The following is a 12,551-nucleotide window of genomic DNA, read 5'->3' on the forward strand; positions in this document are numbered from 1 at the left end:
CGGGCGCGCAGGTCTTGCTTCGCGAAACCGCCTTCGTCCAAGAGCTGCCGATTTGCCCGCTGCCGTCGCAGGTGGCGCGTTCGGACTGGTGCGTTGCTTTCACCGAGACAAAGGGGAAGCAGCTCGATGCAGCGATATCACATCGCAACGGCGCAGATCGTCGACCGCGTCAGGAATCGCTTCTCACGACCATTGTCGAGCGAGAACATGCCGCCGCGACCAGGCACCACGTCGATGATCAGATCGGTGTGCTTCCAGGCCTCGAATTGCGAAGCGCCGATGTAGAAGGGCGCGTCTTGGATGTGGCCGAGCAGTACATCGTGGTCGCCGACGATGAAGCCGGCGCGTGGGTAGCACATGGGCGAGGAGCCGTCGCAGCAGCCGCCGGATTGGTGGAACAGCACCGGCCCATGCTCGGCAACGATCTCCGCGATCAGTTCGAGGGCGGCCGGCGTCGCCGTGACCTTTGCGTGCATGTCTTTCCGATCTCCGGTCTTGGGCGCGGCTCCTCGCGGAGCCGCGCCTGTGCGACAAAGAGTCGATCAGAAGAAGCCAAGCTTCTTCGGGCTATAGCTGACCAGCATGTTCTTGGTCTGCTGATAATGGTCGAGCATCATCTTGTGCGTCTCGCGGCCGATGCCGGACTGTTTGTAGCCGCCGAAGGCCGCATGCGCGGGATAGGCGTGGTAGCAGTTGGTCCAGACGCGGCCAGCCTGGATCGCGCGGCCGAAGCGATAGGCGCGGTTGCCGTCACGTGTCCAGACGCCGGCACCGAGCCCGTAGAGCGTGTCGTTGGCAATGCTGAGCGCTTCGTTGTCGTCCTTGAAGGTCGTGACCGAAACCACCGGTCCGAAAATCTCCTCCTGGAAGATGCGCATCTTGTTGTGGCCCCTGAACACGGTCGGCTTGACGTAATAGCCGCCCGCCAGATCGCCAGGCAGGACATTGCGGGCGCCGCCGGTCAGCACCTCTGCGCCTTCCTGGCGGCCGATGTCGATGTAGGACAGGATCTTTTCCAGCTGCTCCGACGAGGCCTGGGCACCAATCATCGTCGCAGGATCGAGCGGATCGCCCTGCACGATCGCTTCGACACGCTTGAGGGCACGTTCCATGAACCGGTCGTAGATCGATTCATGGATGAGGGCGCGGCTCGGGCAGGTGCAGACCTCACCCTGGTTCAGCGCGAACATGACGAAGCCTTCGATGGCCTTGTCGAAGAAATCGTCGTCCTCGGCGACAACGTCCTTGAAGAAGATGTTGGGCGACTTGCCGCCCAGCTCCAGCGTGACGGGGATGAGGTTCTGGCTGGCATATTGCATGATCAGCCTGCCCGTTGTGGTCTCGCCGGTAAAGGCGATCTTGGCGATGCGCGGCGACGACGCGAGCGGTTTGCCGGCCTCGAGGCCGAAGCCGTTGACGATGTTGAGCACGCCTGGCGGCAGCAGATCGCCGATGAGATCGGCCCAGAGCAGGATGGCGGCCGGTGTCTGCTCGGCGGGCTTCAGCACGACGCAATTGCCGGCCGCAAGCGCGGGCGCGAGCTTCCAGCATGCCATCAGCAGCGGGAAGTTCCAGGGAATGATCTGGCCGACCACGCCGAGCGGCTCGTGGAAATGATAGGCGACGGTGTCGTCGTCGATCTGCGAAAGGCTGCCTTCCTGGCCGCGGACGGCGCCGGCGAAATAACGGAAATGGTCGATCGCCAGTGGCAGATCGGCGGCGGTCGTTTCCCGGATCGGCTTGCCGTTGTCCCAGGTTTCGGCGCAGGCAAGAAGATCGAGGTTCTCCTCCATGCGGTCGGCGATGCGGTTGAGGATAAGCGACCGTTCTGCCACGCTGGTGCGTCCCCACGCGTCCTTGGCGGCATGGGCCGCATCCAGGGCCGCCTCGATGTCCTGGGCGTCCGAGCGCGCCACCTCGCACAGCAGCTGGCCGTTCACCGGGGAGTGGTTCTCGAAGTAGCGGCCGGAGCGGGGTTCGGTCCATTTGCCGCCGATGAAATTGCCGTAGCGCTTGTCGAAAGGCGCCTTAACCGGGCGTGAGAATTCAACCTTGTTCATGTGTCTTCCTCCCAAATCTGACGTCGCGGGATGCGACGCTTCGGAAGAGACTTGCGATTTATGCTCCCAATGTCACCGCCCCGGAGACAGCGGGCAGGCGGGATGTGTCGCAGAATTGCGACAGTCGTGTGAGGTCTCGAATGGTCAGTGCGATCTGTGTACGTCCAGGCGGCTGAGCTTGCGGTGAAGCGTCGCGCGGCTGATGCCAAGCGCTTGGGCTGCGGCCGAGACATTCCCGTCTGCTCGCGCGAGCGCCCGCTGCAGGACACCGCGCTCCGCCTCGGCAAGGACTTCGGGGACGGTCCAGCCAAGGAGATCGGCAGCGGGCATCGGCTTGTCCAGGCACTGCTGGGTAATTCCAAGCGCAAGGCGAGCCGACCGGGTCGCGCCGACCACCAGATCGTCGCCATCTACGGCGATCAGTGCGCCGGAGCCTTTGTCGGCCACCGACGCCAGCAGAATGCGCGCCGTGGGGAATGCCATTTTGAAGTTCTCTGCCTCGATCCGACGCGCCGCGTCGATAACGGCCAGTGAAATAAGGTTGGCAAAAGCCTCGGTCAGGTCGGCGCGGCAGGAAGACACGTCGAGCGCGGCCACCAGATCTCCCTGGTGATCGTAGATCGGAGCCGTGGTGCAACTGAGCCCCGTATTGCGCGTATGGAAATGCTGGTCGCGGTGGATCGTCAGCGCGCGCTGTTCGACCAGACAGGTGCCGATACCGTTGGTGCCCTCGCTCTGTTCGTTCCAGACCGAGCCAGTCCACAAACCCCAGGAATGAAACGTTTCGTCATCCACAGATGCGCCGCGCCGTTCGACCGGCACGCCGTCACGATCGGCGAGGAGGACACAGCACCCGACGCCGCCGACCGCAAGATAGAGCCGGTCCAGACTCGATTGGGCGGCCCGGACGAGCGGTTCGATGCGTTGTCGCGCCTGCCCCAGCTCCGTCTCCGTGAGGTAGCGTGGGGAACGGCAGTCGGCTGGATCGAGCCGGTGCAAGTTGGACGACCGTCGCCATGATGCGACCAGCGCGGATTTCGCCGCAGCGTCCGAAGCGATCGCGGCCTGAATGCGGTCGGCATGATGACCGGATAGGTCCTCGCCCATGCTTGCTCCCAAAACCAGTCTTCCCTTCAACTAAACCAGTCTTCCTTCAACTCCCGGACCACCGCTGCTTCAAAGGTAGCGCTGGTTCCGTGCCAAGGTCGGCTTTCAATCATGACACTGTCAATTCGACAGAAGGACCAGAGGCGAGTCGTCGAATCGGGATATCCGGCCAAGCCATTGCCCTCCTCGCAGAGAACATTCCCTGCTCCTAGCCTCCCTTCAACTGGTTCAAAATCTAGCCCAATGAACTGGGCAGTCCTTGATCGAGAACAAAGATCTGCTCACCATGGCCCGGTCGCTGAGAATCGCCGCTTAGGCATGCAGATGGACTGCCCCGCCGATTGCCAATACCCCGCTGGAAGCGCGCGCTCACCGGCACAGAACGTTCGTAACGCACGGGACATTCTCAGGCCTCAATCGAATTGTCGCGAATTCACCGCTCGCAAGGAAATACTGGCCGCGCCTGGTGACCTCGGATACCGCGGCGGTCCGACTGAAATTGCTGGCGCATTCCTCGCCGATTACGCGTTCACAACGAATTCGGCCAGCGTCAGCCTCGTCTCCATGCCCAACAACGGACACCGCCATTTCAATCCGCGGCGACTGAAGAACGATCCAACACCCGAGCGCCTGAATGCCGTCATCGTCGCGCTCGACATGGGTGCCAAAGACTGATCGCATGGCAGTTTGCCGGGGTTGTCCAACGACAGGTTTGACTGGCGCAGGAATGCCGAACAGCTATACTGGAAAGATTAAGCCAGCGGGTTCGCCATGAGCAAAGAGTTCAGTGTCGCCGACGCCTATGGCACGGGCCGTGCCATTTTCATGGGACTTGAGTTGCTCGTAGCGCCCGGTGCGCTCGTCCCCCGTCCAGAGACGGAACTGCTGGGCACGACGGCCCTTGGTGTTTTACATCAAATGAACCTGCCGGCGCCGCGCATCGTCGACATGTGCTGCGGCACTGGCAATCTGGCGTGTGCCATCGCCCACCACATTCCCACCGCACGTGTTTGGGCGAGCGACCTCACCGATGGATGCGTCGACGTGGCACGCCGTAACGCCGCCCATCACGGCATGGCTGACCGCGTTTCGGTGCTTCAGGGCGATTTGTTCGGCGCTCTCTCGGGCCTTGGGCTCGACGGAACGATCGACATTATCGTCTGCAATCCGCCCTACATTTCGGAGAAGCGGCTAGAGGGCGACCGCGCGCATCTGGTCGAACTCGAGCCGCGCGAAGCGTTCGCGGCCGGCCCTTACGGACTGAGCATCCATATGCGGGTGGTGAAGGACGCGCCACGATACTTGCGGCCTGGCGGCACCCTGCTCTTCGAGGTCGGCCTTGGCCAGGACCGGCAGGTGATGGCACTGCTGGAGCGCGGCAAGGCATACGAGAACATCCGCGCCGTGTCGAACGAAGCGGGCGAGGGCCGGGTGGTTCTGGGACAAGCCAAGGCGCAGGCATGAGCGTGCGGAAAGCCGGAGCAACTGCGCGAACCGGTCCGGGCTTTACGCCGGCATTCAGTTCATCTTGCGGATGATGTATTGCTCGATCCCTTGAATGGAATCGAGGTTTTCAGGCAAGAGCTCGCTGTCTTCGACGATGATGCCAAAGGTCTCCTCGATGAAGCCGATAATCTCAAGCACTCCCGTCGAGTCGACGATGCCCTGATCGAGCAAGGACGTGTCGTTCATCAATGTCTTCACGTCGCTCACGTAGAAATTCGAAACCAGGAAACTGCGGATCTGCTCGCTGTAGGTTCCTGTGCGGTCCTTGATCGTCAACATGAATTCGCCCTCTATAAGACACCATGAATTAAACGACGTCGTCCCGGAGCCCACCTTATGACAGGGCCGTTTTCTTGAGTTTGCCGGTATCCGTCATCGGCAGGCTGGCCACGACGACGATGGACTTCGGAACCATGAAATTTTCCAGTCGTTTCTGGCACTCCATCTGCAGCTGTTTTTCGCCGATGGTTCTTCCACTCTCCATCACGACAAACGCCTTCACCGCCTGCCCAAGGAGTTCGTCGGGAACACCGATGACCGCTGCTTCCCTGACGCCGGGAATATCCATAAGCACGTTCTCCACTTCCTTCGGCGCCACCTTCTCGCCTCGCGATTTTATGATCTCGTCACCGCGGCCGACGAAGTAGAGGTACCCGTCCGCGTCCATCCGGCAGTAGTCGCCGGTGTAAAGGACCTGCTCGCCGGGCAGCGGGCCGGGTTTGAGCTTCCTGGCCGTCGCTTCGGGCTTGCCCCAGTAGCCCTTCATCACCGTTGCGCCGCGAATGACGAGCTGGCCAACGACGCCGGGGTCGACCCTTCTGTCATGTTCGTCAACGATCCACATTTCCGTATTCGGGATTGCGATCCCGACGCTCAACGGCTTTCGCGCGAGATCCTCCGGCGGCAGATAGGTGCAACGCTTGCATTCGGTGAGGCCGTACATCGAATAGATGCGTGCGCTCGAAAACAGCTCCCGAAGCATGAGAATATGCTTGAGGGGCAGGGCCGCCGCGGTGTTCGTGACGTAGCGAATGCTTGAGAAATCCTGGTCCTTGAGGGACTTGAGCTCGGAGAGTGCCGCAAAGATGGTCGGCACGCCGGGAAAACCCGTAACCCCCTCTTGCCTGATCAGCGCAAGGACCTGCGCCGGGAAGGCGAACGAACGTTCGAGCACCAGCCGGGCGCCGGTGCGAAACGCCATGATCATCTGGTACAGGCCGTAATCGAAGGCGAGGGGCAGGACATTGAGGATCACCTCGTCCTCTGCAAGCTCGAGGTAGGAAGCGATCGACGCGCACGCGGTCATCATGTTCCTGTGCGTCAGCATCACGCCCTTGGGTTCACCCGTCGAGCCCGACGTGTAGATGATGGCGGCAAGATCGATATCGATGCAACGCCGCGCCGGCGGCGCGTCGCCGGCAGCGACCGCGGTGTCCCAGCGTACGGCTTGCGGCAATCGGGAGAGCTCGTCTTCATCGATCGATCCGGAAACGATCGTGCGCACAAGTGACGGGCATCTGCGCGCCGGTTCGCGGAAGATCGAGTGCAGATGCGCGTCCGTGATCAGCGCCGCCGGCAGGCAGTCGTTGAGCAGATAGTCAAGCTTGTCGCTCTTTGTCAGTGGGTTGACGATGCACACCACCGCATTCGCCTTGAGGACAGCCCAGAAGCTCACCACCGTCTCGACGGTGTTGTCGGCGAAGATCATCACGCGGTCGCCGCGCGCGACCCCCGATGCGGCCAAATCTGTGGCGATTGCGTTGGCGCGCGCCTCGAGCTCGCCATAGGTGACACGTTGCTTGCCGCACACCAGCGCCACCTTGTCGCCAAGCCGGCCGGCGGAGTGGGCGAGGTAGTCATGCAGCAGGGGTACGGCATCATGCAACATGCAAGCGCTCCTCCCGATGTTCGCGGTCGATGTCGACGCTGAGCCCACGCACGTGGGTTGCACTGGGACAGCTCGCGACAAACTGCTGGTGAAGGATTTGGGTCGACAGCACGCCGACGAGCGCCATGTTGTCGGCATTGGAAAGATCACCGTCACCGGTCCTCGCCTGGCACTTGCCGAGCAGGCGCGTGACCGAAGCCGGATCGAAAACATTCGCCTTGCGTATCGCCGTCTCCGAAAGCGCTTCGCGAATGTATTCCGGTGCGTCGTCGGCGACGAAGCAAAGCGCATTGGGCGCTCGGAACGGCTGCTTCTTGCGCGTTACGATCTCGGAGGGCACGATCGGCTCCGCCACGCGTTTCAGCACGTGCTTCTCATCGAGGACACGCAGCTTGTAGGAAGGCGGAAGTGAATTCGCGAGCCTGACAAGTTCATCGTCCAGGAACGGGAAGCGCCCCTCGACGGAGTGAGCCATCAGCATCCTGTCGCCCTGCGAGGAAAGCAGATAGCCCGACATCAACGTCTGGACCTCTAGGTACTGGTCCTGCGCAAGAGGGCTCCAACGCGAAAACGCCGCGGGCAAGCGGCCAAGCAACTCCGACACGGCATCGCGGCGCTGCGAATCGGCGCGCAGATCCGCGGAGAACAGGCGCTTGATGGCGCCGGTGCTGCGCCAGCGCGTGTCATGGGCAAAGCCGGGCGCGTCATAAGCCTCGATCCCGCGTCCGAAGAACTGGCGCGCCATCGCTTGCTGTTGCACCGGCGAGCGGGTGAGATACGGGTAGAGGCGCTCCAGGAGGCGTGGGCGTCGTGTCGACGCCGGCTGGCGTCCCCAGAATCGGCGGACCTTGGCTTCGCGGAACAGGTCGTAGCCGGCGAACATTTCGTCGGCACCCTCGCCGGTCAGCACGACCTTGATGCCACGCTCGCGCACCAGCCTCGATAGCAGGAACAGCGGCGCCGGGGCGGTCCTCAGGATCGGGCGCTCGGTGTGGTAGATCACATCAGGAAAGATTGCCGCGATATCGCCGCGCGAAACCACCACCTCATGGTGCTCGCTGCCGGTTGCTTCGGCAACCAGCCGCTGGAAGCGGGTCTCGTCATATTCGGCGTCGGCAAAACGCAAGGAGAATGTCTGGAAGCGTCGGCCCGCGAAGCGCCTTCCCAGTGTCGCCACAAGCGAGCTGTCCAGTCCTCCCGAGAGGTAACATCCGACAGGCACGTCGGCGCGCACCATCCGGAGTGCCGTCGCGGCCTCGAGGGCGCCACGCACGCGGTCCACCGCGTCATCGCACGACCCGGTGAACTCGTCCTGCAGCGCTCCGCCATTCTCGGGATAGGACGGCTGCCAAAAGACCTGCTCGCGAACGGTGCCGTCCTGGTAGATGCGGACATGCCCGGGTACGAGCTCGTGGATTCCTTGAAATACCCCCTGCGGTGGAACGATCGTCCAGAGCGTGAAAGTCTGATCGAGGCCGGCAGGATCAAACGCGCGAGGGATGGTTGGATCGGCTGCGAAAATGGCCTTCACTTCACTGGCGAAATAAAGGCGGCCCGCATGCTCACAAAAATGCAGGGGGCAAATGCCGAACCGGTCGCGCGACAAGACGAGACGACCTGCTATTGAGTCCCAGATTGCGATTGCCCATTGGCCGTTCATCCGCTCGAAGGCCGCTTCGCCCCACGCGCGATACGCATGCAGCGCGACCTCCGTGTCGCTGCGGGTTCGGAAGCGGTGGCCAAGCGCAATCAGCTTCTCCCGCAGCTCGACATAGTTGAATATTTCGCCGTTGAACACGATCCAGGTCGTATCGCCTGTGTCCGCAAGCGGCTGCTGGCCGCTGGAAAGATCGACGACGGACAGGCGGGCATGCGCCAGCCCCGCACGCTTGTCGCGGTAAAGGCCGCGCTCGTCCGGCCCGCGATGCGCCAGCGCGCCCACCATCCGCATCAGGGCCTCGCGTGAAGGAGAAGCCGCCGCGGCGTTCAGGGCCACAATTCCAGCGATGCCGCACATTCCCGGTCAATCCTCGCCAATTTCCACGGAGAGCAAAGGCCGTGCGTGAAGGTAGTGGGCGGCCCGCCGCTTCGCGTCGATGTCCTTGAAGACCTTCTGCAGCTGGGGCTCGGTGAGGCCGGCAACCGCCGCGACTTCATCGCTGGCGATCCCGTGGTTTAGGCCGTAGAGGCATAAATCCATCAGATGATAGGGCAGCGCGAAGTAGAACTCCTCCTGGCTTTGCGCCATGGAGAATGTGTCGGTGGTCGGTGCCCGCTGGCGGATTTCCTCGTCCACTCCGAGATATTCCGCGAGCTGATAAACCTGGGTTTTGTAAAGGTGGACGATCGGCATCACGTCGGCGGTTCCGTCGCCCTGCTTGACGAAAAACCCCTGGTCGTACTCCAAACGGTTTGGCGTCCCCGCAACCGCGTATCTGAGGCGGTCGGCGTGGTAGTATTCCGTCATCTTGCGCAGACGCTGCTTATAGTTGGTTGCCGCGACGATCTGCAGATAGGCGGCAGGCGACAGACGCACCGTGTCGACCTTGCCCTCCGGATCCTGGACGGTGAGCCGGGTGATGTTGAGGCCGTTGCTCTCGAGAACCGGTTCGATCACCAGCTTGCATTTCCAGCCGTCGCCATAGTCGGGAACGACGGTCCGGATCGCCTCGATCTGCCGACGGTAGGCGCCGACGGCTTCCACTGCCGGGCCTATGTCTTCCAGGATATTCTCAATGCCAAGCTGTGCCGCGACACGGCGGCCAAGTCTGAGCGAGTCGCCGGAGGAATCGCGCTCCGGCATGAACAGTCCCAGGACCCTGTCTTTGCCGAACGCCCGTGTGCACAGGGTTGCGACGACGGAGCTGTCGATGCCGCCGGAAAGGCCGACAACCACCCCGCGACGGCGGAGCGTGCCAAGAACCTGCTTGCGCAAGGTGTCAACGATGCGATCGACCTCAGCACGAGTATCGAGCACCAGCATGTCCTTGCTGAAATGTGAGATCACGTCGATGACAGATCCTCCCTTTTGCGAGACTCGGCCGGGGAGTAGGTCCGCACGACGGCCGTCTCGATGAGCGGGCGGTTGGTGGCAAGATTGGGCTCTATGACAAGGTCGATGTGGTTGCCCATGATCGGAACCACGTCCAAATGTGCCAGAGCGCTTTCCCAACCCAGGGCCCGAGGCATTCCCTCCCGACGGCATCGGAACAAGGTGCCGGCGATGGGCAGCGCCGGTTTGGGTGCCGCGAGCCACTGGAAGAACGATCGCGCCCGCAAGACTTCCTGCAGTTCCAGTTTGGTTCTGAAGCTTGTCGGGCTGAACTCTCCCTTGCCAAAGCGGTCGAGAATCCTGGCGAGATACGCCTCGCAGCGCATGGCGACGGTGATCTTGGCAAGAGCCCGGCAACCCATCCGGTGGGCGGATATGCGATTGGTGCGAATGCGATGGAATGTGCGGGTAAGTGTCTCCCAATGGTTGCTCGGCTCGTCCAGAAGGCTCGTATCGAGGATACCCAAGAACCTTACCGATCGACCGGCCGCCAGAAGCCGTGCCGCGACCTCGAACGCAACCGCGCCACCAAGTGAATGGCCGAGAAGTCGCACAGGGCCGTCAGGCTGGGCGCGGTGTATCTGCTCGACCGCGGCGGCAGCCATGGCAGAGAGACTGCTGTGTCCGTCCAATATCGCGGCGAGGCCAGGATACCGAATGGGGTTCACCCGGGCGACCTTGCCCATGGCGGCTGCGAACGCAGCCAGGCTCGGACCATAGCCGACGGACCCTGGGAACAGGAAAAGAACCGGAGGGTGATGCTTCTTCGCGTGTCGTTCGCCCGCCTGCGCGGAGAGCACCGCCTCAACCATCTCGTCGAAGCTCATGCCGACGGTGAAGGCCTCGAGGCCGAGCTCTTGCCCTATGGCGCTCTCGATCGCCATGACGCAATGCAGCAGCTGCAGCGAATCTCCCCCTGCCTCATCCCAATTTCCCGCCGCGGCGCCCGTGTTGAGAACCTGCATCCACGCGTGCTGCACCACTTGCCTTGTATTCAGTTGGCCTCCTGCGGGGAGCGGCCGGGCAGTGGGCGGCTGGACGGCCGGCGCGGTCTTTTTCTCCGTGCGATCCATTTCGGTGAGCGTTGCCAGGTCTACCTTACCTCCCGGCAAGCGCGGAATCTCCGCGATAGTGTGCAACCGCAAGGGACGCAGCGGCGCCGGCAACGTCGTTTTGACGAGCTGACGAAGCTCCTCGGCGAAAGCAGCCCCGGCGAAGCGCTGGGCAACCGCGAATGCGATGAGTTCCTCGGCCGGCGTCACGATTGCCACGGCATCCGCCACCGAAGGGGCACAACGCAGGACCCGTTCGAGCTCGGCGGGCTCGACGCGTCGACCATTGATCTTGATCTGGCGCCCCTTGCGGCCGACGATGCGCAACAGGCCATCGTCGCCCAGCCGAACGAGGTCGCCGGTCGCAAAAACCCGCACACCGGGATCGTTCGGGTCCGGCCGCGCGGGAATGACGACGCCGTTCTCCCAATGACCAAGCAGGACATAGGGGCTTTTGATCAGAAGCTCTCCACTCTCGCCTGTCCCGACATCGTGTCCTGCTTCGTCGACAATAGCGAATGCCATCCCGGGAAGCAGCCTGCCGACGGGGATCGATGCGTCTTGCTCCGGCCAATCTTGCGGCAGGAACCATTGCGAGCCGGTGGTCTCGGTTGACGAGTAGCCGATCTGGATCAGGCACTGGTCCGAAACGGCTTTGCGCAGCAAGGCGATGTCCGTCCACGATACCTTCTCACCACCGATCCGTGCCACTCTGAGCGACTGGAAAGCGTCAACGGGGGCCTCGGTCAACAGTGCCCGAAGCAGCGCCGGCACAAGATAGGCGATCGTCACGCCTTCGGCTTGAACCCGAGCACGGACTGCGCGGAGGCCGACCGCCTCGACCTCGAGAAGGTGCAACGTGGCGCCCGTCAGCAGTGCCGTAAAGATCTCCCGGCAACCGGCAATCGTGGCAGGCCCGGTCAGCGGCAGGAAAACGTCATCCGCGTTGATATGGCACGCGTCGACATATTGCCGGACCCGCCACAGCAGGCTGCGTTGGCTGTTGACGATGCCCTTGGGGCGTCCGGTGCTACCTGATGTGTAAAGCACCATTGCTGGCGCATCGACGGAAACCGAAGCGAGCTGTGGCTGCTGTGATGCCTGTTGACCGTTCGGCGCGACGCCAGCCGCAATATCGATCCATAGGACTTGCTGCGGCAAATCGATGAGGCGAACATTTCCAGCGCCTATGATGGCGCCGAGCCGTGCGGCATTCACAATCTCGATGATCCGAGAGCCCGGATCTCTCATGTTGAGGGGAACCGAAGGCCGCCCGGCCGCCATACTCGCCAGTAAGGCCACGGCGTACCAGGCCGAGTTGGCCTGAAGGATTCCGACCGCCTGTCCTTCGGGAACGACGGCAGCGATTCGGTGCGCCAATGTCTCGACAGCCCGGAAAAGCTCGGAATAAGTCAGGCGATTGGCGCCGTCGTCTATCGCGAGCTTGTCGGGATATTGCGTTGCGACGTTTCTAAGGTGATCGAAGACGGGAATGTCGGCAAAACCGGCGCCCATCCGCTGATAGGAGCGCCAGAGGGGCCCCCCTTGGTCAAGAGCATATTCGGGAATATCCGACCACCCGCGGGTCGTCGTCGGTCGACAATCCACCAGCAGATCTTCATGCACCGCTTCAGACTGCAAATACGCTGAAGACATTCAGGGCCCCACCAAGCTGAACGTCGACCATCACTCGCCATCGAAATCTTTTCATCAATCATTCGGATGATGCCTCGATCTCGATCAGACAGCGCTTTCCCGCCGGCGGCCTCGAGGAAGCTGTCCAATTCCCCTTCAGTAACGGCCGGTCCGCCCGAAGGTCCCCGATCTTGAGACGCTTGCCAAGGGCCAATGCCGCGTGCCTCCGGCATATATGAAAGGTCATTCGA

The 12,551-nt window shown here is 62.4% G+C and carries 10 protein-coding genes; 2 read left to right on the forward strand and 8 right to left on the reverse strand.

Annotated features, from left to right (window positions below):
- Window positions 1–137: 137 nt before the first annotated feature.
- The 3 genes from C1D09_RS14315 to C1D09_RS14325 all read right to left on the reverse strand — a co-directional run bounded on the left by C1D09_RS14315 (window position 138) and on the right by C1D09_RS14325 (window position 3,167).
- Window positions 138–476 carry a DUF779 domain-containing protein gene (locus tag C1D09_RS14315; RefSeq protein WP_143974931.1) on the reverse strand — a complete coding sequence of 113 codons (339 nt, stop codon included), beginning with the start codon at window positions 474–476 and terminating at the stop codon, window positions 138–140.
- Between the two features lie 66 nt (window positions 477–542).
- Window positions 543–2,060, reverse strand: coding sequence for an aldehyde dehydrogenase (adh, locus tag C1D09_RS14320; RefSeq protein ID WP_143974932.1), 1,518 nt, complete (start codon window positions 2,058–2,060; stop codon window positions 543–545).
- Window positions 2,061–2,204: 144 nt separating this feature from the next.
- Window positions 2,205–3,167 carry a helix-turn-helix domain-containing protein gene (locus C1D09_RS14325; protein ID WP_143974933.1) on the reverse strand — a complete coding sequence of 321 codons (963 nt, stop codon included), beginning with the start codon at window positions 3,165–3,167 and terminating at the stop codon, window positions 2,205–2,207.
- Between the two features lie 318 nt (window positions 3,168–3,485).
- On the opposite strand from C1D09_RS14325, the gene C1D09_RS14330 reads away from it, so the two are divergent.
- Together C1D09_RS14330 and C1D09_RS14335 are read left to right on the forward strand one after the other, a co-directional pair.
- Window positions 3,486–3,842, forward strand: a complete 357-nt coding sequence (locus C1D09_RS14330; protein ID WP_246135744.1) for a hypothetical protein — start codon at window positions 3,486–3,488, stop codon at window positions 3,840–3,842.
- Between the two features lie 96 nt (window positions 3,843–3,938).
- Window positions 3,939–4,631, forward strand: coding sequence for a N5-glutamine methyltransferase family protein (locus C1D09_RS14335; protein WP_143974934.1), 693 nt, complete (start codon window positions 3,939–3,941; stop codon window positions 4,629–4,631).
- A 54-nt stretch (window positions 4,632–4,685) separates the two neighbouring features.
- On the opposite strand, the gene C1D09_RS14340 is transcribed toward C1D09_RS14335, so the two are convergent.
- Genes C1D09_RS14340 through C1D09_RS14360 form a run of 5 tightly spaced genes read right to left on the reverse strand, consistent with a single transcriptional unit; the run spans window position 4,686 to window position 12,321 of the window.
- Window positions 4,686–4,952 (reverse strand): acyl carrier protein, encoded by a 267-nt coding sequence (locus C1D09_RS14340; RefSeq protein WP_143974935.1) that lies wholly within the window; start codon window positions 4,950–4,952, stop codon window positions 4,686–4,688.
- Window positions 4,953–5,007: 55 nt separating this feature from the next.
- Window positions 5,008–6,561, reverse strand: coding sequence for a class I adenylate-forming enzyme family protein (locus C1D09_RS14345; RefSeq protein WP_167514608.1), 1,554 nt, complete (start codon window positions 6,559–6,561; stop codon window positions 5,008–5,010).
- Complete coding sequence (gene asnB, locus C1D09_RS14350) at window positions 6,551–8,578, reverse strand: asparagine synthase (glutamine-hydrolyzing) (protein WP_143974936.1); 2,028 nt, start codon at window positions 8,576–8,578, stop codon at window positions 6,551–6,553. Before asnB ends, C1D09_RS14345 begins: the two co-directional genes overlap by 11 nt.
- A gap of 6 nt (window positions 8,579–8,584) precedes the next feature.
- Window positions 8,585–9,568, reverse strand: a complete 984-nt coding sequence (gene nadE / locus C1D09_RS14355) for an NAD(+) synthase (RefSeq protein ID WP_143974937.1) — start codon at window positions 9,566–9,568, stop codon at window positions 8,585–8,587.
- The gene (locus C1D09_RS14360) at window positions 9,565–12,321 is read right to left on the reverse strand and encodes a non-ribosomal peptide synthetase (protein WP_143974938.1); all 2,757 of its coding nucleotides are present in this window, start codon (window positions 12,319–12,321) and stop codon (window positions 9,565–9,567) included. Before C1D09_RS14360 ends, nadE begins: the two co-directional genes overlap by 4 nt.
- Between the last annotated feature and the right edge of the window lie 230 nt (window positions 12,322–12,551).

The sequence above is a fragment of the Mesorhizobium intechi genome (assembly GCF_002879535.1).
Classification (GTDB): domain Bacteria; phylum Pseudomonadota; class Alphaproteobacteria; order Rhizobiales; family Rhizobiaceae; genus Mesorhizobium; species Mesorhizobium intechi.